Genomic DNA, 25,438 nt, shown 5'->3' on the forward strand with positions numbered 1-25,438 from the left:
CCCATGCGTTTCCCGGGAATTCGCGGCTTCGGCGTGCTCGCGGCCGTGACGCTGACCGGCGGGCTGCTGTCCGCTCCGGTGGCCACCGCGGCCGCCGCGGACTGCGCCGTCGCGGACCAGATGGTCGCCGCCGGCAACTACTGGGTCGCCAACGGTACGAACCTCGACGCGATCGACTGGCAGAACGCGACGTTCCACGTCGGCAACCTCGCCCTGGTCCGGACCACCGGCCAGTCCAACCACAAGACGCTCCCCTGGGCGGAGGCCGCGAACTACCAGCTGCCGCAGGACCCGAAACGGCCGTTCTTCCCGGACGACCAGGCGGCCGGCGAGGCCTACCTCGACCTCTACACGTACTTCCACCCGGAGATCTCACTCGACTCGATCCGCACCCGGATTCGCGCTGAGGTGGCCAGCGTCAACGCCGGCCACCGCGACTACTGGAACTACGTCGACGCGCTGAACATGGCGATGCCGTCGTTCGCGCGGATGAGCGTCATCGACCATGATCCGTCCTATGTGGACGCGATGGACCAGCTGTTCAAGTCGTCGGAACACAAGCTGTTCAACGAGTTCACCGGCCTGTGGTACCGCGACGCGCGCTTCACCGGCTCAGGCGTGTTCTGGTCGCGCGGCAACGGCTGGGCCCTGGCGGCGCTGACGAAGGTGCTGCAGGCCCTGCCCGCCACCGACCCGCACCGCGCGGAATACCTGCGGGTGTACAAGAAGATGGCGTTCTCGTTGTCCCTGCTGCAGCGGCGTGACGGCTTCTGGAACCCGGACCTGCTGAACCCGTTCGACCACGGCGGCCCGGAGAGCAGCGGCACGGCGTTCTTCGCGTACGGCATCGGCTGGGGCGTCAACGCGGGCATCCTCCCCGCCGCGAAGTACCGCCCGGTCGTCGACAAGGCGTGGACCGCGCTCTCGACGAAGGCGTTGCAGCCCAACGGCCTGGTGGGCTACGTCCAGGGCGTCGGCGACCGCCCGGCGACCGCTGGACTGAACGACACCGCCGCGTACGGCGTAGGCGCGTTCCTCCTGGCCGGCCAGGAGGTCGCCAAACTCCAGGGCTGCTCCGCCGAGTAGGTCCCAAAGCCGTGAAGGCCTCCTTCCCGGCCATAAGAGCCGGGAAGGAGGCCTTCACGGCTTTCACAACAGGCAGTCGCCGGGTTCGCCGCGGCGTAGGGCCGGGTCGTCCTGGAGGAACGTTTTCGCGCGACCGGGGCCGCTTGTGCGGTGCTCGAAGCGGACCGTGACGCGGCCGTGGCCTGCCCCCTGGACCCAGCCCGTACCGTGTTCTTCGTGGACCACGTCGTCGCCTTGGCGCCAGGTCGACGGCGGTGGCGTGGGAGTGGCCGGGGCCGCGGGGGTGACCACCGTCGAAGACGGAGTTTCCGGGACGGCCAGGGTGAACAGCGCGTCCTGGTGTGGCACCGAAAGCCCGCTGTAGGCGACGCCCGCCAGGCGGATGCCGCCGAACTCCGCGGGATCCAGCAGGAGCCGCTCCGCCGTCGCCGACAGCTCCGCCAGGTCGTCCGTCGGGGCGGAGATCGTTTCCGACCGCGTCACCGTGTGCATGTCCGTGTGCCGCAGCTTGATCACCACCGTGCGGGCCACCCGCTCGGCCTTGACCAGCCGCTGGTGCGCGCCCACCGCGATCCGCCGCACCTGCTCGCGCAGCGTCGCCAGGTCCTTGATGTCGATGTCGAACGTCGTCTCGGCGCTGACCTGCTTGGTCTCGCCGCGGTCGGCGACCGGGCGGTCGTCGAAGCCGGTGGCCAGCAGGCGCAGGTCACGCCCGACCACGCCGCCCAGCGTGCCGACGGCGTCCTTTTCGGACAGTGCCGCCAGCTGCCCCAGCGTCTGGACGCCGATGAACCGCAGCTTGCCCTCGGCGACCGGGCCGATCCCCCACAACGCGCGCACCGGCAGCGGCGCCAGGAACTCGCGTTCGGTGCCCTGCGGCACGACCAGCAGCCCGTCCGGCTTGGCCTCGTCGGAGGCGATCTTCGCGATCTGCTTCCCGTTGCCCGCGCCGATCGACGCGACCAGGCCCGTCTCGGACCGGATCCGCGCCCGCAGCGAGGCACAGAACTCCGTGACCGCTTCGAACGAGGCACCCACGAGCGAAGGCGGCTCGGCGAACGCCTCGTCCAGGGAGATCTTCTCCAGTACCGGCGCCACCGACGTGACGACGGCGAAGACCTCCTGGCTGAGCCGCTCGTACACGCGGAACCGCGGCTGCACGATCACGCCGTTGGCCGGGAGCAGCCGCCGCGCCTGCGCCATCGGCATGGCCGAGTGGATGCCGAACGCGCGGGACTCGTAGCTCGCGCCCGCGACGACGCCACGGGGCCCGGCGCCGCCGACGAGGACGGGACGCCCGGCCAGCGTCGGCCGGGTGAGCTGCTCGGCCGAGGCGTAGAAGGCGTCCAGGTCGAGGTGGATCACCCAGCGGGCCACGTCAGTCCCCGCCGGTGGCGTCCAGCAGCAGGTGCAGCGCCTTGGTGTAACTCTCGAACGCGGCGCGCCCGGCGGCGGTCAGCCGGACCAGCGTGACCGGTGTGCGGTGCTCGTAGGCCTTCGTGATCTCGACGTACTCGGCGTCTTCGAGCTTGCGCAGGTGCGTCGAGAGGTTGCCGGCCGTCATGTCGAGCAGCTGCTGCAGCCGCGGGAAGGTGATCTGGTCGTCGGCGCGCAGCCCGGCGAGCGCGACCGTGACCCGCAGCCGCGCCTGGGCGTGGATGACGGGGTCGAGCTGTGGCAGCGGATCGCTCATCGGCGGCCGCGCTTCTCACGCGCGAAGTACACGATCGCGCCGAGCAGGAACCCACCGCCGCCGCAGACGGCGAGCACGAGGAAGTTCGCCGGGAAACCGACCAGCACGCTCAGCGCCGAGGACACGATCATCCACGCGCCGAGGCCGTACATCAGCTTGTCCTGCCACAGCATCCCGCCCGCGAGGTACATCACGCCGGTCAGCAGCAGCCAGGTGCCCGACCACAACAACGACACCTGATCGGAGGACAGCGAACCGAACTGCGTGATCCGGATGTCGACCACGCTCAGCCCGATCGACGAGAGCGCCCAGCTGTAGCCGTACATCGCGCCGACCGTGCGGGACGGCCCGCGGATCCCCCGCCCGCTCCGGGCGCTGACGTAGGTGGTGTAGCCGATCGCGGCGAAGAACAGCACCGCGACGACCACTCCGGCGATCCAGCCGGGCACGTTCCCGGTCCGCGTCGCGTAGTAGGCGAAGCCCCAGCCGAGGATCCAGGCGAGGGCCCACGCCGCGAGCATCCGCGCCGGGCCCCCGCCCAGTTCCCGGCGCATCCGCCGGTTCTGCTGGGCGATCAGGTTCAGCGACTCCTCCGCCGACAACGGCTCGTCGTCCACCTGTCTCACCCTCCCGTGCAGACCCCGCAGTACTGCACGGAAGTTAACACGCATTCACAGCCGCGCCGTGTCCAGCCGGAACCGGCGCACCACCACGAGCGCCGGGACGATCAGCCAGCCCGCCAGCACCAGCACCGCCAGGCCCATCCCGCCGGCGTGGGCGAGCGGTTCCAGGCCGACCCGGCCGAGCCAGAACGTCGGGAAGAAGTGGGCGAGCGTGGCCATCCAGTCCGGCAGGACGTAGAGCGGGATCCACAGGCCGCCGAGCATGCCCAGCGGCATCATCAGCGCGCCGGTGACCGCGCCGACCGTGTCACCCTTGCCGAACAGGCCGATGGCCAGGCCGAGCACGGCGAACGGGAGCGTGCCGAGCCACAGTGACACCAGGACCAGGCCCCACTGCGCGGCGCTCATCTGCACCCCCATCGCCAGGCCCGCGGCGAACACCACCACGAGCACCGGCAGGGCGACGGCCATGGCCGAGATGACCTTGACGACCAGGTAGCCGGGGCCGCGCATCGGCGTCAGGCGCAGTTGCCGCTGCCAGCCGTCGGTGCGTTCCTGCGCCACTCTCGTGCCGGTGAACAGCGCGCCGCCGCTCGCGCCGTACGCGGCGAGGTTGATCATGGTCTGGACGTCCGCCGGGAGGCCGTTCGGCGCGACGAGCTTGCCGAAGATCGAGCCGAACAGCAGGAACATGGCCACCGGCATGCCGATGGTGAAGATGGTGAACTGCGGGCTGCGGACGATCCGCTTGATCTCCAGGCTCAGGTACGTCGTGTTCACGCAGGCGCTCCTTCGGTCTCGTCGGCGGTCAGGGCGAGGAACGCCTCTTCCAGGCCGAGCGCGGTGATTTCGATGTCGGCGGCGAGCGGGTGCGCGGCGAGCAGGCCGCGGATCGCGGCGTCGGAGTCGGCGCAGGCCAGCTCGGCGCGGCCGGCGCGGATCTGCACGCTCGTGACGCCCGGGAGCGCGGCCAGGTCGCTCTCGCCGGCGCCGGGCACGACGGCCTTCAGCACGCGCCCGGACACCGCGGCCCGGACCTCGGCGACCGGGCCGTCGGCGACGACCTTGCCGTGGCGCATCAGCACGACGCGGTCGGCGTAGTCCTCGGCCTCGGCGAGGTAGTGCGTCGCGAACACCACGGTGCGGCCGGTGTCGGCGAACCCGCGGATGGACGCCCAGAAGGACCGCCGCCCGTCGACGTCCATCGCGGCGGTGGGCTCGTCGAGCACGAGCAACTGCGGGTCGCCCGCCAGGGCGAGCGCGAACCGCACGCGCTGCCGCTCGCCGCCGGAAAGCTTGCCGCAGCGGCGTTTCACGAGGTTCCGGAGGCCGGCCCGGGCGATCACCTCGGCCGCCGGCAGCGGCTTGGCGTGCGTCGAGACGACCAGCGCGACGATCTCGCCGACGGTGACGTCCGGCAGCAGCGCGCCGTTCTGCATCATCGCGCCGACCAGCCCCCGGTCGACGGCCTCGCGCGGGCTCCCGCCCCCGACGACGACCTCCCCCGCGTCCGGCTTGGTCAGCCCCAGCAGCATGTCGACGGTGGTCGACTTGCCCGCGCCGTTCGGCCCGAGCAGCGCGACGACCTCCCCGCGCGCCACCTCGACCGAGACGTCGGCGACGGCCGTGACCTGCCCGAACCGCTTGGTCAGGCCGTGGAGCGCGAACGCCGGTCCGGTGTCCATGGGTCCCCCTTCGTGAACTTTGAATCGCAAAGTCGCTGTGGACTTTGTAACACAAAGTCCACGTAACTTCAAAGCCCACGGTGTCGGAGAGCGCACAAAAACGGGGTGCCGGGCACTGGGCCCGACACCCCGCTTTCAGCGGTTACCGCAGGTCAGCCGGTGAACCGGCCCGAAACCAGGCCCTGAGTGTCGGCCTTGGCCGATGCGGCCGGAGCCGGCGCCGGGGGCGTCGGCTGGGGCAGCGGGGCGCACTCGACGTCGGCCGTGCGGCCCGGCTTGCGGGCCGGGAGCGCGCCCGTCGCCAGGTAGTCGGCGATCTTGTTGTCGACGCACGCGTTGCCGCGCGGGGTGATCGCGTGGCTCGTACCGCCCGGCTCGGCGATCAGGGACGCGCCCGGGAAGCGGCTGCGGACCTCGAGGCTGCCCGGGAACGGCGTCGCCGCGTCCAGCGTCTCGTCGATCATCAGCACGCTCTGCACGCCGTGGCCGTCGACCTTCGTCGGCGTGCCCGGCTTGACCGGCCAGTTCAGGCACGGCGCGTTGTACCAGGCGTTCTGCCAGGTGAAGTACGGCGCCTTGGCGAACGTCTTCCAGTTGTCGGCCTTCCACTGGTTCCAGCTGGTCGGCCACTGGACGTCGGAGCACTGCACGGCGAGGTAGACCGCGTAGCCGTTGTCGTCGCCGAGGCCGCCGAACGCCTCGAACAGCGACTTCATCGTCGCCACGTCTCCGTTGTTGACGAACTTCGAGAGCGCGTCGCCGAGCAGCGTCCAGCGCAGCTGGTAGTAGGACGCCTGCTGGATGACGTCGATCAGCTCGTCCGAGCCGATGACCCCGCCCGCGGGGTGCAGCGCCAGCTTCAGCAGCTGCTCGTTGACCAGGTGCTGCACCGCCGACTGCGTCTTGCCCAGGTGGTAGACGTCGTCGTGCTGCGCGAGCCAGCCGAACCAGATCCGGATGTTGACGTCGAAAGCGACGTCCTGGTTCAGGTTGTCGCCGTACCAGACGCCGCGCGGGTCGACGGTCGAGTCGAGGATCATCCGGCGCACGTTCTGCGGGAACAGCGTGCCGTAGACCTGGCCGAGGTAGGTGCCGTAGGAGTAGCCGTAGAAGTTCAGCTGCTTCTGGCCCAGCGCCTTGCGGATGGAGTCCATGTCCTTGACCGTGTCGGTCGTCTTCATGTTCTGCAGCAGCGCGCGCGAGTTGTTCTTGGCGCAGGCGTCGGCGTACCCCTTGGCCTTGGCCAGCCAGGTCCGCTCGAGCTGCGGCGTCACCGGCACGTACTCCGGCCGGTCGTAGGTCATGTAGTTCGGGTCGCACGAGAGCGCGGGCTTGCTCGAGCCGACCCCGCGCGGGTCGAAACCGACCCAGTCGTAGGCGTCGCCCGCGTGGTTCGGCACCCTCGGACCGCGGGTGGCCAGCAGCAGCCCGGAGCCGCCGGGGCCGCCCGGGTTGGTCAGCATGACGCCCTGGTACTGCGCGTCCGCGACCTTGTGCTTGACCCGGCTGACGGCGAGCTGGACCTGCTCGCCGTTCGGCTTCGAGTAGTCGAGCGGGACCGGCAGGTACCCGCATTCGGCGCCGGCGGCGACCAGCGTGGGATCGGTACACGGCCCCCAGGCGATCGACGCGGCGGCCGGCGCGGGCGCGGCGGTCGCGGCCGGCGCGGCCACGAGCGCGGACGCCAGCGCGGCGGCGGCCACCGCGGCGATTACAGCACGTCTCACTGTTTTCTCCCTTTTCGGCTCCGACGAAAGCGGGTGAACCCTAGACCCGCCTCCGGGCCGCAGGTACCGCAAACGGTTGCCCGTCGGCGAATGCCCTACGAAAGGAGGAAATCGGGTGGCGTGCCGAATCGGACATCCCGTACGGTGCCGGTCATGATCTACTTCATCCGCCTCCGCCGCGTCTGAGACGGCGTGACCGCAGGACCGCCCGCCCACCGGAGCGGTCCCCCCATCTGCGCGCCGTCTGCCCTTCTTCCTCTTGAAGGAGACTCATGCTGCGCAAGCACATCGTCATGGTCGGCTGTTCCGCGCCGAGCCACGTCTACCCGTCGCTCGGCGTCATCCGCGAGCTGGTGCGACGCGGGCACCGCGTGTCCTACGTCGTCGGCTCGCCGCTGGCCGGGCTGGTGTCGCCGACCGGCGCGTCCGTGGTCGAGCACCCGACGCTCTTCCCGCTCGGTGAGGCCGCCGTCTGGCCGGACGACCCGGCCGACGCGATGCGCGTCTTCCTCGACGAGGCGATCGCGATCCACCCGCGGTTGACGTCGGTCTTCGACGAAGACCGGCCCGACCTGCTGCTGTACGACATCGGCGGGCTGGGCGCGCCGGTGCTCGGGCAGCGGTACGGCGTCCCGGCCGTGCAGCTGTCGCCGACACTGGTGGCGTGGGACGGTTACGACGAGGACATGGCCGAGGTGATGGCCCCGATCAAGGCGTCACCGTCCGGTGTGGACTATGCCGCGACGTACACCTCGTGGTTGCGGGCGAACGGGATCTTCGCGGACGCTTGGGAGTGGCTCGGGCACCCGTCGCGGGTCCTGTCGCTCATCCCGCGGGCGATGCAACCCCACGCCGAGCGCGTCGGGGCCCACGTGCGGTTCGTCGGGCCCTGCCTGGACCCGTCCCGGCTGGCCGACCGTTCGTGGCTGCCACCGTCGTCCGGGAGGCCGGTGCTGCTGGTGTCGTTCGGGACGGCGTACAACGACCAGCTCGACGTCTACCGGGCGTGCATCGAGGCGTTCGCTTCGGATTGGCACGTCGTGATGTCGATCGGCAAGCACGTCCCGCCGGAAGCGTTGGGACCGCTGCCGTCCTCGGTGGAGGTCTTCGAGAGCGTGCCGCAACTGGCGGTGCTGGAGGCGGCGTCGGCGTTCATCACGCACGCCGGCATGGGCGGCGCGACGGAGTCGCTGTGGTTCGGCGTCCCGACGGTCGCGATCCCGCAGGCCGCGGACCAGTTCGGCAACGCGGCCCAGCTGGAGGCCCTGGGTGTCGGTAAGCACCTGCCGGCTTCCTCGGTGACCGCCGCTTCGGTGCGAAAGGCGGTCGACGAGGTGTCGTCGTCACCTTCCATCGCTGCTCGGCTCGCGGAGCTGAAGGCGGAGATCCGCGGCCACGGCGGTGTTCCCGCGGCGGCGGACGCGGTGGAGTCCTATTTGGACTGACGGCGGAAGGCGGCGACGCCCAGTCCGAGGAAAACCAGGAAAATCAGGAACAGGAGCACGACCCAGCTGCCCAGGCCTACGGCGAGCAGGATCCCGATCGCCAGAGCGACCATCAACCCAGCGGTGCCGAGGTAGAACCGCGCGTCCCGGGCCTCGCCGCGGGGGTCGGGCACCTCCGGGACCAGCGGGGCTGTCCGTTTCACGGATGGTCCCGCCGGTCTCGGCTGTCTCGGCTGGGCTGGTGCCACCTTGGCCGCCGGGCCCACTCTCCGCACTGGCGGAATGGGTGAGCCCGGCTGCGCCACCGCCGTCGGCGCAGCCGACGGCTGTGGCGGTGGCGGCTCGGCAACCGGGGCGTTCGGGAGAGGCGCCGCCGGCACCTCTTCCACCACAGGCTCCACCGGCACCAGTTCCACCACCGGCACCTTCTCCACCAGCGGCGGCTCTTCCCTTGGCGGTGCAGCCTCCACCAGCGGCACCTTCTCCATCAGGGGCACCTCTTCCCTTGGCGGTGCAGCCTCCACCAGCGGCACCTTCTCCATCAGGGGCACCTCTTCCCCCGGCGGCGCAGCCCCCACCACCGGCCGCCCCTCCCCCGCTTCCACGGCTTCGACCGCAGGCACCTCAGGCACCTCAGCCGGTGACGTTTCAGTGACCGCCACATCACCCGTCGACATTTCGGCCGCCGGTGCCACCGCGGCGGCCGTCACCCAGGCCAGCGCGGCCGCCGAGACCGTCCGGCTGTCGTCGTCGACCAGCCGCCGGATCTCCGCCTCAGTGCGGGCCTGGACCACCTCGTTGCCCACCCGGTTGAGCCGCACCAGCCCCTCCAGCGCCGTCAGCCGGTCCGAGGCGATCGGGCTCGTCAAACCGTGTCGCAGGTACTCCGGCAACGCCCACCGAGGGTTGCGCGCGAGCACGATGCGACCCTCCACATCGGACTGGTGCTTCGGCCGCTGCCGGGGCATCTCCGCCACCACGTGCTCGTGGACGTAGCTGTACAGCTCGTCGACCGTGACGTCACCGTCGCCGTCGAGGTCCGCGCTGCCGTCGCGCAGGCCCGCCACCAGGTGCCGGGTGAAGACCGAACGCGCCGCCGAGCCGACCACCTCGTCGCCCTCGAACGAATACTGCGTCGCGTCCGACGCCGTCAGCACCGCACGGCCGCGGCCCTGGAACCGCTCCAGCGTGTGCACGTCCGTGCCCGCCTTCGCCAGTCTTCCGGACGGGAACGCGCCGCTGTAACAACAGTCGAGCACCAGCACTTTCTGCCGCGACGCGCAGCCCGCCAGCGCGCGGTCGACCTGCTCGGCCGCCAGCGCGGTGAACATCAGGCTGTCGCGGCGGGTGTTGGCCATCGCCAGGTAGAGGCTGCCGTCGTCGTCCTTCACGCCGTGGCCGGTGAAGTACAGCAACGTCAGCTCGTCACGACGCCGGCCGCGGTAGAACTCGCCGATGGCCTCGCCGACGACGTGGTGCGGCTGGTCGACCAGCGTCGTCACCTCGAAACCGGCGATCTCCGGGTCGCTCAGCACCGCCGCCAGCGCGCGGGCGTCGCCGCCGGGCGCGGTCAGCCGCCGCAGCGCCGGGTCGGCGTACGTCTCGGTCGCGATCAGCAGCGCGTGCCGCCCGGCCACGGCTACCCGTGCCGGCGGACGAAGGCGTCGATCAGCTGCTGCCGCTCGGCCACCGTGGCGCGTTCCAGCTCGACCGTGTCGCCGTCCACCGTCACCGTGATCTTGTGCTTGCCCGCCTGCCGCCCGAGCCAGTCGCGCAGCGTGTCGACCAGCCCGGGGAACACCCCGCCGGCCGCGCTGAACGCCACCACGAGCGTGCCGATCGTCACCGGGTCGGCGGCCTTCGCTCCCTCGGGCGGCTCGCCGGCGGGGACGGCCAGCACGTCGAGGTCCAGCTCCCCCAGCTCGGCCCGCAACCGCCGGGCGAGCCGGTCCAGCTCCTCGGCGTCGGCGTCGTCGCCCGCCTCCAGCCGCAGCAGGGCCCGCCGCGTGTCGGTCATCGGGACATCGTCCGCCACACCGGGGGCGCGGACAAGGTCCGATCGGGCAGCCTCAGGCGCGGATTTCGTTGAGGTAGTTGTAGATCGTGTAGCGCGTCACGTCCAACCGCCCCGCGAGGTGGTCGACCGCGTCCTTGATCAGGAAGTACCCCGCCTCGTCGAGTTCGCGCACCACCCCGGCTTTGTGGCGTTTCTTCATCAGGTCCACCGGGATCCCGGCCTTGCCGATCGCCCGGTCGACCAGGAACCGTTGCAGGCTGTCGACATCCGGTGGGAAAGTCTCCGGCTCGCCGTTGCCGCCCGCCGAAGCGGCCGGGTCGACGCTGTTGACGCACAGGCAGCCGACCGCGACACCGTCGGCGTCCCGCAGGAAGAGCGTCGACGACCGGATCGCGCGGCCGTCCGGGCCGTGGGTGCGGTAGTTCGTCAGGTCCTGCGTGGTGCCGCGGCGGACCAGGCCGAGCAGCAGGTCGGTCATCGGGCCGCCGACGCTGCGGCCGGTGAGGTCACCCGCGATCGCGACGATCGAGTCCGGCAGCCGGCTCAGGTCGTGGAGCAGCACCTCGTTGCCCGGGCCGAGCATCGCCGCGAGACCCGGGATGGCCGGCACCAGCGCGGTCAGCACCTCGTGGGTCGTCGCCCCCGCGGCCGGGATGGCCATGGGTTCCCGTGGCTCGGTCAGCGTCTTCAGCGCTTCGCGGAGCAGGTCCGCGGCGGCCGCCGGGGTGGACGCGTGCGGCGACAGCCGGACGTGCTCGGGCCGGACGGTCGCGGCGATCCCGGCGTTGGCCAGCGCGGCGCCGACCTGCTCGGCCGGGTGACCGGGCAGTGTGAACGCGAGGATCCCGGCGCGGCGTTCGGTCGCCGAGACGATCTCGGCGCCGCAGGAGGCGAGCACTTCCTCGAAGGACCCGATCCGCTCGGCGATCCGCGCGGCGATGGCGCCGACCCCGGCGTCCTCCACCAGCTCCAGGGCCTCGGCGAACGCGCCGGACGTGATCGGGCTGAGGTTGGAGATCGACCAGGCCTGGGCGGTGGTGTCCGGCGGGTGGATCTCGTCGTCGAACAGGCCGGGGTCGCGCGCGCCGGTCCAGCCCGACAGCACCGGGTCCAGCCGCTCCAGGGCCCGGTCCGACAGCACCGCGAAGCCGGTGCCCCAGCCCGCGCGCAGCCACTTCTGGCCGCCGACGACCAGGACGTCCGCGACCTCCCATGGCGCCTCGACGACGCCGAAGCCCTGGATGCCGTCGACGACCAGCAGCCGGTCGCCGACGACGTCGCGCAGCGCGGCGAGGTCGGCGCGGAAGCCGGTGCGGAAGTCGACGGCGCTCACGCTGACCGTGGTGATCTCCGGCGTCAACGCCTCCGCGATCCGCTCGGGCGTCACATAACCGCCGGTCAGGCGCCTCAACTTGAGACGTCCGGCTTGCTCGGCGCGGGCCCACGGGTAGGTGTTGGCCGGGAACTCCGCGGCCGACACCAGGACCTCGCCGCCGCTGTGGAACGCGGCCTGGAACAGCCCGAGGCTCGTGTTCGGCAGCAGCACGGTGTGGTCGGTGTCCGAGCCGGACAGCCGCGCGGCGGCGGCCTTGGCCCGGATCTCCTGCCGCATCAGCTCGTCCACAGTGGACGGCCCGGCCGTGGTTGCCTGGTCGAGCAGCGCGGCCGTCGTGTCGAGCACCGCGTGGGACGGCGGGCCGAACCGGGCGAAGTCGAGGTAGCCGGCGGGCTCGTCGAACTGGAGCAGGTACCGGGGCGAAATCCGCGTCACGCGAGGATCCTCGCCAGGAACTGCCGGGTGCGTTCGTGCTTCGGCGCGCTCAATACTTGATCAGGCGGCCCGGTCTCGACGACGGCGCCGTCGGCCAGGAACACCACCTCGTCGGCGGCCTCCGCGGCGAAGCTCATCTCGTGCGTCACGACGACCATCGTCATCCCCTCCCCCGCCAACGTACTCATCACTTCGAGCACCTCCCCGACCAGCTCCGGGTCCAGCGCCGACGTCGGCTCGTCGAACAGCATCAACTTGGGTTTCATCGCCAGCGACCGCGCGATCGCGACGCGCTGCTGCTGCCCGCCGGACAGCTGCGCCGGATAGGCGTCACCGCGGTGCGCGAGGCCGACGCGGTCGAGCAGCTCCAGGCCCTGCTTGCGTGCCTCGTCCGCTTTGAGGCCCAGTACCCGGATCGGGCCTTCGACGACGTTCTCCAGCGCCGTCCGGTGCGCGAAGAGGTTGAAGCGCTGGAACACCATGCCGATGTCGCGGCGCTGGCGGGCGACGTCGCGTTCGCGCAGTTCGTACAGCTTGCCGCCGCGTTGCCGGTATCCGATCGGCTCGCCGTCGACCCAGATCTGGCCGGCGTCGATCGTCTCCAGGTGGTTGATGCAGCGCAGGAAGGTGCTCTTCCCGGCGCCGGACGGCCCGAGCAGGCAGACGACCTGTCCCTTGTGGACCTCCAGGTCGATGCCGCCGAGCACTTCGGTGTGGCCGTAGGACTTCTTGACGCCGACGGCGCGAAGCAGTGGCTCAGACACGGGCACTCCTCACCAGCGGCACGCCGCGCAACGCCTTGCCCGCGCGGGAAAGCGGCCCGCGGTCGGCTTGGCCGAACGCGCGTTCCAGGTAGTGCTGCCCGACCCCGGCGACGGTCACCACGACCATGTACCAGACGGCCGCGGCCAGCAGCGTCTCCATCACCAGGAGGTTGTTCGACGAGATGTTGTTGGCCGCGTGGATCAGCTCGGTCACGCCGATCACCGACGCCATCGACGTGCCCTTGAGCATGTTGATGAAGTCGTTGCCGGTCGGCGGGATGATCACGCGCATCGCCTGCGGCAGCACGACCCGGCGCAGCGTCGCGGCCGGCGTCATGCCGATCGACTTCGCGGCTTCGGTCTGTCCACTGTCGACGCTGTTCAGCCCGGCCCGGACGATCTCGGCCATATACGCGCTTTCGTTAAGCGCCAGGCCGAGGAACGCCGCGGTGAACGCGCTGATCAGCACGTTCGTCTGCGCGTCGACCAGGAACGGGATGTGGATGACCGGGAAGACGAGCGCCAGGTTGTACCAGAGCAGGATCTGCAGCAGCACCGGCAGGCCGCGGAAGATCCAGATGTAGCCGGCGGCGAACCACCGGGCGACCGGGTTGGCGCTGCGGCGCAGCAGGGCGATGACGATGCCGAGCACGATCGCGACGGCCTGCGACAGCACGGCGAGGACGACGGTGTTGAGCAGCCCGGTCGCCATCACCTTGAAGAAGACGAAGTCCGGGACCTGGCTCCACTCGATCTGCGCGTTGCCGAGGGCGATGCCCAGCAGCACGAGCAGCGCGACGATCACGACGGCAGCGACCCACCGGCCCCAGTGGCGGAGCCGGACGATCGGCAGTGGCTCAGCTTCCGCCATTGACCGCGGCCTCCTTGATGGCGCCCTGGTCCACACCCCAGGCCTGCAGGATCTTGCCGTAGGTGCCGTCGGCGATAAGCGCCTGCAGGGCCTTCTGCACGGAGTCCGTCAGGGGCTTGTCCTGCTTGTTGACGCCGATGCCGTACGGCCCGCCCTCGATCGGCTCACCCGGGACGACCTCGAAGAACTTGCCGTCACCGGCGGTCCGCGAGATGTAGACGGCGCTGGGCAGGTCGTTGAGGATCGCCGCGACGCGCCCGGTGCGCAGCTGGTTCTGGTTCTGGTTGTCGCTGTCGGTCGCGGTGACGTTCACCGCGGGCTTGCCGGCCTGGGTGCACTTCGTGCTCTGCGTCGCGGCGAACTTCTGGTGACTGGTCCCCTGCACGACGGCGACGTTCTTGCCGCACAGCGCGTCCGGCCCGGTGATGCCGTCCGGGTTGCCCTTGCGGGTCATGATCGTGATGCCAGAGGTGAAGTAGTCGACGAAGTCGATCTGGGCCTGGCGGGCCTTGGTGTCGTTCATCCCGGCCATGGTCAGATCGATGCGGCCGGACTGGAGACTGGTGATCAGCGAGCCGAAGGCCATGTCCTGGTGCGTCACGCTCACCCCGAGCTTCGCGGCGATCGCCTTGGCGAGGTCCACCTCGTAGCCGATCGGCGTCTTGCCGTCGGCGGCGTAGAAGTTGTTGGGCGCGGACTGCAGGTTGGACGCCAGGTGGAGCACGCCGGCCTGCTTGACGTTCGCCGGCAAAGCGGCGTTGAGCTGGGCATCCTTCTGCACACCTTGGACGATCGCGGTGGTGTCCGGAATGCCGGAAGCGGGCGCGCCGGGAGCCTGCGAGGTCCCGCCCGCGCCGTCCGGACCACCACCACAAGCGGTCACCAGGACGGCCAAGCTCGCGAGCAACACCGCCTGGACTGCACGGGAACGGGACATAGCGGACCTCCACTGTTCGGCTGGCCGGAACGGTACAACTCGTTGTTGAAGAGGTCAACTGGGTGTTGAAATCTGGTTCGGTCGGCCACGGTCAGGTACGAACGGGCCGTTCGCGCCCGGCTGGGGTTCGTGAGCGGGCTGTTGACGACCGCTGCCGGGGCGCGAACGGGCCACTCGCGACGGCGGCCGAGCACGAACGGCCCGTAGGCGACGACCGGCACCGCACGAAAGGGCCACCGGCGACGGCCGGCAACGCGCGAGCGGCCCACTCGCGACGGCCGGCCGAAGCGAACGGCCCACTCACGACGACCGGCCGAGCACGAACGGCCCGTAGGCGACCGCCCGCACCGCACGAAAGGGCCACCGGCGACGGCCGGCAACGCGCGAGCGGCCCACTCGCGACGGCCGGCCGAAGCGAACGGCCCACTCACGACGACCGGCCGAGCACGAACGGCCCGTAGGCGACCGCCCGCACCGCACGAAAGGGCCACCGGCGACGGCCGGCAACGCGCGAGCGGCCCACTCGCGACGGCCGGCCGAAGCGAACGGCCCACTCGCAACGGCCGGCCGAGCACGAACGGCCCGTTGGTGACGACCGGCAGGGCGCGAACAGGCCACTGGCAACTTCCCCAGCGCGAACGGCCCGTTGGTGACGACCGGCAGGGCGCGAACAGGCCCTTTGGCGACCATCCACAGCGCACGAACGATGCGTCGGCGACTGACCGCCGGGCGCGAAAGGGCCACTGACGACCACCACCGGGCGCGAAAAGGCCACTCGCGCCCGGCGAAAGCGCACCAACGGGCCATTCGCGCACGTGAAACCCCGAACCGGCAACCAGCGCGACCGGCCCGTTCGCCACTACAACGCCACGAACGGACCGTTCGCGCGACTGCCGGCCGATCACAGAGCGTCCGGTGCTAGCTTTCGCGCCATGAGCCTGCGGATCGGCATCCTGGGTGCGGCCCGGATCGCACCCACCGCCCTGGTCAAGCCCGCTTCAACAAACGCCGACGTCGAGGTCGTGGCGGTGGCCGCGCGGTCCGCCGACCGGGCGCAAGCGTTTGCCTCCAAGCACGGCATCGCCCGGGTCCACACGTCCTACGAGGCCCTGCTCGAAGACCCCGACGTCGACGCCGTCTACAACCCGCTGCCGAACAGCCTTCACGGCCGCTGGACGCGCGCCGCGCTGGAAGCGGGCAAGCACGTCCTCTGCGAGAAGCCCTTCACCGCCAACGCGGCCGAAGCGCGCGAGATCGCCGACCTGGCCGCCGCTTCGGATCGCGTTGTAATGGAGGCTTTCCACTACCGCTACCACCCTCTCGCCTTGCGGGTGGAGGAAATCGTGGCGTCAGGCGAGCTCGGGACGTTGCAGCGCGTCGAAACGTCCCTGTGTTTCCCGCTGCCGAAGTTCTCCGACATCCGCTACGACTACGGCCTGGCGGGCGGCGCGACGATGGACGCGGGCTGCTACGCGGTCCACATGGCCCGTATCTTCAGCGGTGGCGAAACCCCGGAAGTCGTTTCGGCACAAGCGAAACTGCGTGACGCGAAGATCGACCGCGCGATGACGGCCGAGCTGCGCTACCCCGCGGGCCACACCGGGCGGGTCACGTGCTCGATGTGGTCGTCGACGCTGCTGAAGATCAGCGCGAAGGTGATCGGCACGCAGGGCTCGCTTTTCGTGCTGAACCCGGCGTCCCCGCAGGTGTACCACCGGCTCTCCGTGCGCGCCGGCGGCGCCCGCCGCACCGAACGCTTCGGGCGGCGGGCGTCGTACGCGTACCAGTTGGACGCCTTCGCGGCGGCGGTCTTGGAGGGCGCACCCGTGAAGACGTCGGCCGAGGACGCCGTCGAGACGATGGGTGTGATCGACGCGATCTACCGCGCGGCCGGGCTGCCCGTGCGCGAGCCGAGCTGAGCCCGCACGTCGGCGAGGGCGAAACCGAGCAGGTTGAGCCCTCGCCAGCCGCGGGGGTTCGCGGTGCGCGGGTCGTCGGCGGCCAGGCCGATGCCCCAGACCCGGTCGAGCGGGCTCGCCTCGACGAGCACCCGGTCGCCGGTCCCGGCGAGGTACCCGGCCAGGTCGGGGTGCTGGGCGAACTTCGCGACGTTGCCGTCGACGACGATCTCGCGACGGGAAGCGACCCAGGTCGCCTCGTCGAACCGACGCACCCGGCGGCCGAAGTCCTTGGCCTGCTTGGGGTGTCCCGCGGTCAGGACCTGCGCGGCGACCTCCTCGTCACCGAAGAGCTGCGCCTTGCGCCACATCATGTAGTGCTCGGCGGTGGCGAACCGGACGTCGTCCACGACGAACGGCGACGGCCACCACTGGCTGAGGCAGCCGGAGCCGGCCCCACCACCACGCGGCGGCCGGTTGCCCCAGAAGTAGACGTACTTGAACCGCTTCCCCGCGTCGAGCGCACGGGTCAGCTCCTCGACGCTGCGCGGATACCTGCTCACAACCCCAGTCTCACGCACCCCGCCCCCACTCCGCGCCCCATTTTCCGAAGTCCGTGAAGGCCTCCTTGAGGGACATAGAGTCCCTCAAGGAGGCCTTCACGGACTTGAGGCGAACCTAGGCGGCGACGTAGTTGCCGGTCAGGATGAGCAGCACCTGGATCGTGATGCCCGTGCCGTAGTAGTCCGTCGAGTCCGGGGAGAACGCCGCGATCGACGTCCACAGTTTGTCCAGCCACGCCTGGCTGCCCGGGTCCGTCATCGCCGCCACGGCGAACGGCGCGGTGAAGCACGGGTGCTGGCCGCTCTCGGTCTTCGTGCCCGAGAGCGAGTAGCCGCTCTGGATCTTCGACGGGTCGCCGCCCGTCGCGGACTTGATCCACGTGTTCATCTTGCGGACCTGCGCGGCGGCCGCGCTGCCGGACGCCGAGATCGCGTCCGCGCCGAGGCGCCACGGGTCGCGGCAGGCGTTCCAGCTGTACTTGCCGTCGTACGGGCCCTCGAGGAAGTCCGCCGGCGCCGGCTTCGGCGTCGAGTTCGTGTTGACCACGAAGTCCGGCAGCAGCCCGGTGTTCGGCGCATACTGCGACTGCAGCCGGCTCACCGCGGTCTCCGAGCGGGTGCGCACGGAGTCCCAGAAGCTGTCACCGGTGGCCTTCGCGAAGGCCCGCAGGTGCCCGGGCATCCAGTCCGACGAGCGCGAGCTGTTCTTGTACTCCGCGTCGTTGCCCCAGTCACCCAGCAGCGTGAACTTCGTGCTGTTGTTGACCTCGCTCTTCTTGATCGCGTTGATGATCCGGACGGCCTCGGCCTTGTAGTCGACCGACCCCGTGCTGCCCCACTTCGTGTCCGCGATCAGCAGGCCGTACGCGATTTCGAGGTCGCCGTCGGTGGCCGAGTCGCTGCCGTTGACGCTCTTGCAGTTCGCGTCCTGCTCGGCCGCGTGCAGGTCCTTGTTGTTGACCGACGGATGGGCCTTGACGAACTTCACGATCCCGTCGACGATCGCGCGGGCCTGCGGGTCCTTGTCGGCCATCATCGCCGAGATCGTCACGCCGTAACCCTCGCCTTCGGCGACGAAGGAGTGGTCGGCGTCCTTGGACAGCACGGCGTAGGTGCCGCTGCCGCACTTGGTCGTCAGGAAGTTCTTCTTCCAGAAGTCGTAGTACTTCTGGAGCACCTGGTCCTGCGTGGCCTGCGAGACCGAGGGCCGCAGGGTGCCCGGCACGTACGGGGTGCCGGCCGCGGACGCGGTCGCGGGCACGCTCAGCAGCCCGGCGGCCAGCGCGGCCGTGGCCACCACCGCCCGGACGATCTTCTTCATCGCTCCTCCGTAAAGGACATCGTTTCGGCTGCGGCGACAGCGGTTCGAGAGTGACAGAAAGTTCAAGAGCAGGTCAAGACTGTTAGGAAACTTTCCTTACAATTACCGTGAGTGGTTTCACGGTCCCCCGCTCGCCCGGACGGACTAGCGTGGGGGCATGGAGATCGACCGCGGCGCGGACTTCCGCGCCTTCTGGACCGAACGGCGCCTGGCGTCCCTGACGACCGTCCGCCCGGACGGCACCCCGCACGTCGTCGCGGTCGGCGTGACCGTCGACTTCGAAGCCGGCCTCGCCCGGGTGATCACGTTCGACTCGTCGGTCAAGGCCCGGCTGACCCGGGCCGCGGGCGCCGACGGGATCGCGGTCGCCGTCTGCCAGCTCGAAGGCCCGAAGTGGTCCACTTTGGAGGGACGCGCGGTGTTGCGCGACGACCCGGAATCCGTGCGGGACGCGGAAAACCGCTACGCCGCGCGCTACCGCCAGCCGAAGCCGAACCCGCAGCGGGTGGTCCTCGAGATCACCGTGAACCGGATCCTCGGCAACGCCTGACCCCGGCTTGTCGTGAGTGGTCAGGGCGGTTAGAACCGCCCTGACCACTCACGAGCCGCGGGAGTGCACCAGCCGGGTGTACTCGGCCAGCAGCGCCGCCAGCTCGCTGTGCTCCCCCGCCGACGCGAGCTGCTGGTGCCCGACGAGCATCGCCATTCCCAGCGACGTCAGCGTCCGGGCCAGCGCACGGTCGCCGACGATGCCCTTGACCGCCCTGCCGACCGTCCGGACGCGGGCCTCGTCGACGCGTTTCTGCGCCGCGCGCACGCTCTCGTCGTTCATCCCCCACGCCCGGATGGCCGCCTCGGCCTCGTGGTGCAGGCCGAGGGTCAGGTCCATCAGCGCGGCGAAGTCCGCCGACGGCCCGCCGGTGCCGAAGTCCCGCTCGCGCAGGATCAGCACCTGCCGGTTCTCCCAGTGGTCCAGCAGTTGCTCCACGAAGCCCGGCCAGCCGCCGAAGTGATGGTAGAACGACCCGCTCGTGACGCCGAGGTCGCGGCAGAGCCGGCCGACGTTCAGCTCGGTGAACCCGTGCTCGGCCAGCACCTTCAGCGCGGCCTCGAAGTAGGCCTGCCGCGTGACCGGCGGCATCAGACGTTCCGGCTCCGGTCCCGCCAATACGGCTCGCGCAGTGAGCGTTTCAGGATCTTGCCGGTCGCGTTGCGCGGCAACGCTTCCACGACGTCGACACTGCGCGGGCACTTGTAGTGGGCCAGGTGCTCGCGGCAGAACTCCATGAGCTTGTCGGCGTCGAGCTGATCACCGGCCACGACGGCCTTGACCTGCTCACCCCACCGGTCGTCCGGGACGCCGATCACGGCCACCTCGGCGACGCCGGGGAACTCCGCGACGACCCGCTCGACCTCGGGCGAGTACACGTTCTCGCCGCCGGTGATGATCATGTCCTTCACGCGGTCCTCGAGGAACAGGAACCCGCCGTCGTCGAGGCGGCCGACGTCGCCGGTGCGCACCCAGCCGTCCACAACGGTCTCCGCGGTCGCCTCCGGCTTGCCGAGGTAGCCCGCCATCCGCTGGTCGGTGCGGATCCAGACTTCGCCGGCGTCGGCGTCTTCGAGCGTGACCGGGTCGACGATCCGGACGTCCACTCCGGACAGTGCGGTGCCCGCCGACGCGAGCCGGTCCGGGCGGGAGTCGTCGCGGTGCGCCTGCGGGTCGAGGGCGGTGACCGCGCCGGACAGCTCGGTCATGCCGTAGACCTGGGCGAACTTGACGTCGGGCCAAGCGGCCAACGCCTTGCGCAGCAACGGGAGCGGCATCGGCGAAGCGCCGTAGCAGAGGTACTTCAGCTTCGAGAACGCCTGCATCGCCTGGTCGCCGGCCTGGGCGAGGCCGGCGACGACGGCGGGCACCAGGAAGGCGTGCGTGATCCCGGCCGCCAGCGCGGCGAACAGCGACGCCGCGTCCGGCTCGCGCGTCAGGTACGACGGTTCGCCGTACAGGAACCCGGAAACCGCGTAACAGCTGCCGCCGACGTGGAACAACGGCATCGCGACGAGGTTGACGTCACCCGGCCCGATCGGGAACGCGGTGCCCGCCGCGATGCCGTGGGCGAGGATGCTGCGGTGGGTCAGCACGGCGCCCTTGGGGAAACCGGTGGTGCCGCTGGTGTACATGATCAGGACGCCGTCGTGCTCGTCGAGTTCTCGCGGACCGACGGGTTCCGCGGACAGGAGGGACTCGTATCCGTCGTTGTCCCCGCCGACGACGACCACGCGTTCCAGCGCGGGCAGCCGATCCCGGATCGCTTCGAAGGTGGGCAGCAGTTCGGCGCCCACGAAGACCACCTTGGCACCGGCGTCCGCGAGGACGTAGGCGAGTTCGTCGCCGGAAAGCCGCCAGTTGACCACGGCGTTCGCGGCGCCGATCCCGGCCGCCGCGAAAGTCGTCTCCAGGCAGGCGGGGTGGTTCTTGTCGACGAACGCGACGCGATCGCCCCGGCCGATCCCGGCCGCCGCCAGCGCGCCCGACAGCCGCCGGACGCGGTCGTCGAACTCCGCCCAGGTCCACGCGTGGTCGCCGTAGATGAGCGCGGTGTCCGTGGCGCGCTCGCGCGCCCAGTGCGCGAGAAGCTCGCCGAACAGCCGGACCCGGGGGCGGTGGTCTTCGGGCATGGCGGGTTTCCCTTCGGGCCGGCGCTGGACCGTAGACCGCTCTATGGTGCGTCGCGCCCGGGCGCGCGTCAAGGCCGGACAGGGATCGCCGGATCAGCCGACCGGTCGGTGTTTTCCTTGCCGCGTCAGCCGAACAGGGCCAGCAGACCTTCGGCCGAGCGCACCACGACGTGCGCCGCCGTGCGTTCCGCGTGGGGGCGGTCCGGGCGCTCGGCCTCGTGGCGCCAGCGGCGCAACGCGTCCAGGCCCGAGTCGTAGATCTCGCCGGGGTCCGCGTCCGGCTCCAGGCCGAGCCGGTCGGCCGGCGCCGTGCCCTGGGCACCCAGCAGCCGCACCGCTTCCTCGGCCGGCTCACCGGACAACGCCGTACGGCCGCCGCGGATGTCGGCGATCAGGCGCAGCTCGCGGAAGTCGTGGGCGGCCGCCGCGAACCGCTCCACCCGCGACACCAGCCGGTCGCCGCCCGCGCGGGGTTGCGCCGCCAGCAACGCTTCCAGGCGGATCACCGCCGTCCGCGCCTTCAACGCTTCGGCCCGCGCGACAAAACACCCCGCCAGGGTGTCGCGCAGTTCGCCGAGACCACTGCGGCGGACCAGCTCCGCCGAGAGTTTGACGCGGTCGTCGCAGCCGGTGCGGATCAGCGTCAGCGCCAGCCGGACGCCGAACATGCCGAAGCGCACCACCAGCGAGCGGCGCGTCTCCACCGGGATCGGGCCGGGGAACGCCGGGTCGGTGAACGAATCGACCGACAACACGTACCGTTCCAGCTCTTCGCGCGGTACCGCGGCGAAGGCGGCCAGCAGGTCGAACTCGTCGTCCCGCAGCGAACGACCGCCGTAGGCCAGCTGCCCGGCGACGGCGATCACGCCCAGGAACCCGGTGCACAGCGGGTCTTCCCGCCACGCCCGCCGCGCGAGCTGCTTCGCGGTCAGCAGCGCGTCGATGCGGCCCGCGCCGACCTCGTCGGCACGCGAGAGCACCAGCACCGAGTTGACCGCGCTCTGCCGCGCGAACGGCGAGCCGCCCGGCGGGTGCGCCGCGGCGAGCTCGTCCGGTTCGAGGTGGCGCACCAGGCGGACGGTGGCGTCCGGGAAGTCGTCGGCCGGGCCGGGGTCGTCGAGCAGCACGAGGTCGCGCAGCGCCCGCGTCGGCCACTCCCCGAGCGCGGCGGACAGGGTCGTCTTCCCGGACGACGGCGCCCCGGCGAACGCGACGCGCAGCGGTTGCTCCAGCCGGTGCTGGCAGTCGAGCAGCACCGCCGACGCGCGCGGGTCGTCGCGGTAGAGCCCGGCCGCGGCGGCCAGCAGGTCGCGGACGTCCTGGGTCACGCCGAAAGCTCCCGCCGCGTGGTCCGGCCCGCGATCGTGCCGAGCTCGCCCGCGCGCTGGTGCAGACCGGCGAGCCGGTCGATCTCGCGTCTGATGTGGACAGTCCGCCGCTCGCGCTCGGCCGTGCCGGCCAGGATCGTCTCGCGCTCGTGCGTCAGCTCGTCCGCGAGCTCTTCGGCGAGCCCGGTGAAGTGGTCGCGCAGCCGGCGCTGCACCACGCGGATCGAGTCGCGGCATTCCTTGCCGAAGCGCAGGAAGACGTCGTCGACGTGCCGTTGCGCGGCCTGCTTGGCGACGGCTTGGCGGCGCTGCAGCCGCATCCCGCCCTCGTCCTTGATCGTCTTCGCGGCGAACGCCGCGCCGGCGCCGAGCGAGACCGGGTTGATCAGCGGCAAGCCGGCGAGGCTGGTCACCAGGCCGAACATCAGCACACCGCCGTACGACCCGCGCAGGCCGGTGAAGGCCTGCTGGCCGACCTTGAACTTCTCGATCTTCGGACGGCGGACGTCGTCGAGGCCTTCGACACCGGAGCCGTCGAGCCGCAGGTCGGGCAGCGCGCCCTCGTACTGGGCACCGAAGCAGGCCGCGGTCGCCTGCGCGATCCACTCGGCCCGGTCGGCGAGCCAGCCGTAGTTGGTGTCGACGGCTTCGGCGAGCGCGTTGTCCAGCCACGGGGCGAACTCGTCCCACACCTTCGCCGGATCGCCGTCGTCGAAGGTCTGGTCGATGGTGTTCACGATCTTGCGGGTCCGCTCGCGCAGGTCGTACTCGGCGTCGGACAGCAGATCGGTGATCTCGTCGGACAGCAGGTTCTGCCAGCGGGTGTTCTGCCGGCGCAGGTCGTCGGCCCGGCGTTGCGCCCGCTGCAGCAGCGCCGCCTGGCCCAGCCCGGCCTCCTGCCCGGCGGCGTCGGCGCGGTCGCGCAGGGATTCGACGAGTTCCGCGGCGGCGGCGCGCACACCCACGGCGGCCAGCAGCGCGCGGGACTGCTCCGGCGGCCGCGCGGCCTGCTCGGCGATCCAGGTGAGCAGCTCGGGAAAGCCCGAGCGGGCGTTGAGATCGGCGTCACCCGCCTTCGCCGCAGCCTGGCGCACGACGGCCGAGACCGGCAGCACCGGCGCGTCGATCCCCGCCTCGGCGAGCATCGCGCGGTCGCGCTCGGCGACGGCGCGCCAGCCCGGACTGGCGTCGATCTTGGTCAGCGCGAGCACGACGTGCGGGCACCAGGTGCGCACGTGCCGGGCCAGCGCGAGTTCGGCGGGACTCAGCGACGCGGTCGCGTCGGAGACGATGATCACCGCGTCCGCCTCGGCGAGCAGGTCCAGCGCGGCGGCGGTGCGCGGCGAGCGCGGGTCGCCGACCGGCGGCGTGTCGACCAGGACGAGCCCGGCCGACAGGAGTTCGCGGGGCACACCGACCTCGACGCGGCTGAGCGTGCCCGCCGGCCGGGCGCCGAGCTCCCCGGTGAGCCGTTCGACCGCGACGGGGATCCGCTCGAGGGACCGGCCGACCAGCGTGGCGGCGGGTTCTTCGGCGTACCCGATCTCGGTCGGCACGGCGGGGGTGGCGGCGTCGCCGACCGCGCACACCGGCGCGTTCAGGACGGCGTTGAGCAGGTAGCCCTTGCCCTGTTTGGGAAAGCCGAGGACACCCAGCCGGATCTGCTCGGCGGGGGCGTCACGGCGTCTGCGCAGGAGCTCGGCGAGATCGGCGCGGCCGTGGGTGCGGCACGCGTCCAAGGTCTCGTTGAGCACTTCGAGCCAAGCTGGGGCGGTCACGACGAAGGAGTCTCCCCCGTACGAGTGATGGACGCGAGCCGGGTGCCCGTTCCGCGGTCGCACCCTGACCGCGGAACGGGCACCCGAGGGGATCAGTGACCCAGGTGGATGTCGTTGTGACCGAGGTCGCCGACGTGGATGTTGCCCAGCGCGTTGTGGCTGAGGTTGTCGGTGACGCCCGACACCACGTCGTGCACCGCGTCGACACCGTTGTTGCTCGCGATGTCGCCGACCGCGTTGTGGTCGACGCCGCCGACGGCACCGGTCACCGTGGTGACGGTGTTGTGGGTGATGTCGCCCAGGCTGTTCTGCACCGCGCTGGTCAGGTCGCCGCCGACGTGCTTGACGTCGAGGTCGCCCACGTTCTTCAGCGTGCCGGTGAAGTCGCCGATGTGGTTGGTGACCTCGCCGACGGGGCTCACGGCGCCGGTGACGGCACCGGCCAGGTCGCCGCCGTGGACCGGGGCCGCGACGTTGCCCGTGACATCGGTGACGACCTGCTCGACCTGGCCGACGCCGTTGTGGCCGTCGACGGCGCCGGTGACGGCACTGCCCAGGCCGAGCGAACCGGCGTCGATGCCGTGGGCGAGGTCGCCGCCCAGGCCGAGGGAGTTGGTGACGCTGCCCGCGAGGGCCGTCACGTTCGCGGCGTTGGTGACGTCGGTCACGCTCGACAGCTGCTGACCGCCGAAGACCGCGCTGGTCGGCAGGCCGAGGTCGCCGACGACGGGCAGTTCGCCGACCCCGCCGACACCGCCGACACCGAGGTCGCCGAGACCCGGCAGCGCCGGGGTGGCCGGCAGGCCGAGGCCCGCGGTGAGGGCGGTGAGCTGGTCGATCGCGCCCTGGATGCCGGTGCTGTCGGTGCCCAGCGAGGACAGGTCGCCGATCGCCGGGAGACCGCCGACGGCGGGGAGGCTGTCGACCGGGACGTAGTCGAGCACCAGCGGGATGACCTCGTGCACGTCGGCGGCGCTGACGTCGCCGAGACCGGCGAGGGCGAGCGCCTGCTGCGGGTCCGTCCCGAAAGCCGCGAGGGCGGTCGGGTCGTTGAGCAGGTTGAGGGCGAAGTCGTGCAACGTCTGCACGGAGTCCATGGAGGTTCTCCTGATCCGGTGGTTCGGGGGACGGCATCGGCCGCTGGGGCCGGTGTCCATCGCCAAGTTAGGCAGCCGGTCCCCCCACGCACATCGGGGATCACTCCGAGTCGCATCCGACTCAGCCGATAGGGGATCGATATGTCATCGTT

The 25,438-nt window shown here is 71.1% G+C and carries 23 protein-coding genes; 4 read left to right on the forward strand and 19 right to left on the reverse strand.

Annotated features, from left to right (window positions below; genetic code table 11):
• Window positions 1-3: 3 nt before the first annotated feature.
• Window positions 4-1,086 carry a glycoside hydrolase family 88 protein gene (locus tag OG494_RS29130; protein WP_328444067.1) on the forward strand — a complete coding sequence of 361 codons (1,083 nt, stop codon included), beginning with the start codon at window positions 4-6 and terminating at the stop codon, window positions 1,084-1,086.
• A gap of 63 nt (window positions 1,087-1,149) precedes the next feature.
• Here the strand turns inward: OG494_RS29130 and OG494_RS29135 are convergent, their stop codons facing one another.
• From OG494_RS29135 to OG494_RS29160, 6 genes are all read right to left on the reverse strand, one after another.
• Entirely contained in the window at window positions 1,150-2,463 is a 1,314-nt protein-coding gene (locus tag OG494_RS29135) for a DNA polymerase IV (RefSeq protein ID WP_328444069.1), read from the reverse strand.
• Window position 2,464: 1 nt separating this feature from the next.
• Window positions 2,465-2,779, reverse strand: a complete 315-nt coding sequence (locus OG494_RS29140) for a transcriptional regulator (RefSeq protein ID WP_328444071.1) — start codon at window positions 2,777-2,779, stop codon at window positions 2,465-2,467.
• The gene (locus tag OG494_RS29145) at window positions 2,776-3,396 is read right to left on the reverse strand and encodes a hypothetical protein (RefSeq protein WP_328444073.1); all 621 of its coding nucleotides are present in this window, start codon (window positions 3,394-3,396) and stop codon (window positions 2,776-2,778) included. Before OG494_RS29145 ends, OG494_RS29140 begins: the two co-directional genes overlap by 4 nt.
• A gap of 54 nt (window positions 3,397-3,450) precedes the next feature.
• Window positions 3,451-4,182, reverse strand: a complete 732-nt coding sequence (locus OG494_RS29150) for an ABC transporter permease (protein WP_328444075.1) — start codon at window positions 4,180-4,182, stop codon at window positions 3,451-3,453.
• A complete protein-coding gene (locus OG494_RS29155) occupies window positions 4,179-5,087 on the reverse strand; it encodes an ABC transporter ATP-binding protein (RefSeq protein WP_328444077.1) in 909 nt (302 codons plus the stop codon). Before OG494_RS29155 ends, OG494_RS29150 begins: the two co-directional genes overlap by 4 nt.
• Before the next feature lie 152 nt (window positions 5,088-5,239).
• Window positions 5,240-6,814 carry an alpha/beta hydrolase gene (locus OG494_RS29160; RefSeq protein ID WP_328444079.1) on the reverse strand — a complete coding sequence of 525 codons (1,575 nt, stop codon included), beginning with the start codon at window positions 6,812-6,814 and terminating at the stop codon, window positions 5,240-5,242.
• Between the two features lie 272 nt (window positions 6,815-7,086).
• Here OG494_RS29160 and OG494_RS29165 point away from each other — a divergent pair, with 272 nt between their 5' ends.
• Window positions 7,087-8,259, forward strand: coding sequence for a macrolide family glycosyltransferase (locus OG494_RS29165; RefSeq protein ID WP_328444081.1), 1,173 nt, complete (start codon window positions 7,087-7,089; stop codon window positions 8,257-8,259).
• Here the strand turns inward: OG494_RS29165 and OG494_RS29170 are convergent.
• Genes OG494_RS29170 through OG494_RS29195 form a run of 6 tightly spaced genes read right to left on the reverse strand, consistent with a single transcriptional unit; the run spans window position 8,247 to window position 14,619 of the window.
• On the reverse strand, window positions 8,247-9,896 hold the full coding sequence (locus OG494_RS29170; RefSeq protein ID WP_328444083.1) for a caspase family protein: 1,650 nt from the start codon (window positions 9,894-9,896) through the stop codon (window positions 8,247-8,249). The genes OG494_RS29165 and OG494_RS29170 overlap by 13 nt on opposite strands.
• Before the next feature lie 2 nt (window positions 9,897-9,898).
• A complete protein-coding gene (locus OG494_RS29175; RefSeq protein ID WP_328444085.1) occupies window positions 9,899-10,276 on the reverse strand; it encodes an effector-associated constant component EACC1 in 378 nt (125 codons plus the stop codon).
• Between the two features lie 52 nt (window positions 10,277-10,328).
• Entirely contained in the window at window positions 10,329-12,047 is a 1,719-nt protein-coding gene (locus OG494_RS29180; protein ID WP_328444087.1) for an aminotransferase class V-fold PLP-dependent enzyme, read from the reverse strand.
• Window positions 12,044-12,811, reverse strand: coding sequence for an amino acid ABC transporter ATP-binding protein (locus tag OG494_RS29185; protein WP_328444089.1), 768 nt, complete (start codon window positions 12,809-12,811; stop codon window positions 12,044-12,046). Before OG494_RS29185 ends, OG494_RS29180 begins: the two co-directional genes overlap by 4 nt.
• Window positions 12,804-13,682 (reverse strand): amino acid ABC transporter permease, encoded by an 879-nt coding sequence (locus tag OG494_RS29190; protein ID WP_328444091.1) that lies wholly within the window; start codon window positions 13,680-13,682, stop codon window positions 12,804-12,806. The genes OG494_RS29185 and OG494_RS29190 overlap by 8 nt, the downstream gene beginning before the upstream one ends.
• A complete protein-coding gene (locus OG494_RS29195) occupies window positions 13,669-14,619 on the reverse strand; it encodes an ABC transporter substrate-binding protein (RefSeq protein ID WP_328444093.1) in 951 nt (316 codons plus the stop codon). The genes OG494_RS29190 and OG494_RS29195 overlap by 14 nt, the downstream gene beginning before the upstream one ends.
• A gap of 932 nt (window positions 14,620-15,551) precedes the next feature.
• Here OG494_RS29195 and OG494_RS29200 point away from each other — a divergent pair.
• Entirely contained in the window at window positions 15,552-16,538 is a 987-nt protein-coding gene (locus OG494_RS29200) for a Gfo/Idh/MocA family protein (protein ID WP_328444095.1), read from the forward strand.
• On the opposite strand, the gene OG494_RS29205 is transcribed toward OG494_RS29200, so the two are convergent.
• Window positions 16,499-17,080 (reverse strand): NADAR family protein, encoded by a 582-nt coding sequence (locus OG494_RS29205; protein WP_328444097.1) that lies wholly within the window; start codon window positions 17,078-17,080, stop codon window positions 16,499-16,501. The genes OG494_RS29200 and OG494_RS29205 overlap by 40 nt on opposite strands.
• Before the next feature lie 115 nt (window positions 17,081-17,195).
• Entirely contained in the window at window positions 17,196-18,401 is a 1,206-nt protein-coding gene (locus OG494_RS29210) for a glycosyl hydrolase family 8 (protein ID WP_328444099.1), read from the reverse strand.
• A gap of 157 nt (window positions 18,402-18,558) precedes the next feature.
• Here OG494_RS29210 and OG494_RS29215 point away from each other — a divergent pair, with 157 nt between their 5' ends.
• The gene (locus tag OG494_RS29215; protein ID WP_328444101.1) at window positions 18,559-18,951 is read left to right on the forward strand and encodes a TIGR03618 family F420-dependent PPOX class oxidoreductase; all 393 of its coding nucleotides are present in this window, start codon (window positions 18,559-18,561) and stop codon (window positions 18,949-18,951) included.
• Window positions 18,952-18,999: 48 nt separating this feature from the next.
• Here OG494_RS29215 and OG494_RS29220 read toward each other — a convergent pair whose 3' ends face one another.
• The 5 genes from OG494_RS29220 to OG494_RS29240 all read right to left on the reverse strand — a co-directional run bounded on the left by OG494_RS29220 (window position 19,000) and on the right by OG494_RS29240 (window position 25,286).
• On the reverse strand, window positions 19,000-19,542 hold the full coding sequence (locus tag OG494_RS29220; protein ID WP_328444103.1) for a TetR/AcrR family transcriptional regulator: 543 nt from the start codon (window positions 19,540-19,542) through the stop codon (window positions 19,000-19,002).
• The gene (locus tag OG494_RS29225; protein ID WP_328444105.1) at window positions 19,542-21,083 is read right to left on the reverse strand and encodes an acyl-CoA synthetase; all 1,542 of its coding nucleotides are present in this window, start codon (window positions 21,081-21,083) and stop codon (window positions 19,542-19,544) included. The genes OG494_RS29220 and OG494_RS29225 overlap by 1 nt, the downstream gene beginning before the upstream one ends.
• A 125-nt stretch (window positions 21,084-21,208) precedes the next feature.
• The gene (locus OG494_RS29230; protein ID WP_328444107.1) at window positions 21,209-22,411 is read right to left on the reverse strand and encodes a GTPase; all 1,203 of its coding nucleotides are present in this window, start codon (window positions 22,409-22,411) and stop codon (window positions 21,209-21,211) included.
• Complete coding sequence (locus OG494_RS29235) at window positions 22,408-24,189, reverse strand: isoniazid inducible protein IniA (protein ID WP_328444109.1); 1,782 nt, start codon at window positions 24,187-24,189, stop codon at window positions 22,408-22,410. The genes OG494_RS29230 and OG494_RS29235 overlap by 4 nt, the downstream gene beginning before the upstream one ends.
• A 92-nt stretch (window positions 24,190-24,281) precedes the next feature.
• Complete coding sequence (locus OG494_RS29240) at window positions 24,282-25,286, reverse strand: IniB N-terminal domain-containing protein (RefSeq protein ID WP_328444111.1); 1,005 nt, start codon at window positions 25,284-25,286, stop codon at window positions 24,282-24,284.
• Window positions 25,287-25,438 lie beyond the last annotated feature (152 nt).

The sequence above is a fragment of the Amycolatopsis sp. NBC_00438 genome (assembly GCF_036026695.1).
Lineage (GTDB): Bacteria > Actinomycetota > Actinomycetes > Mycobacteriales > Pseudonocardiaceae > Amycolatopsis.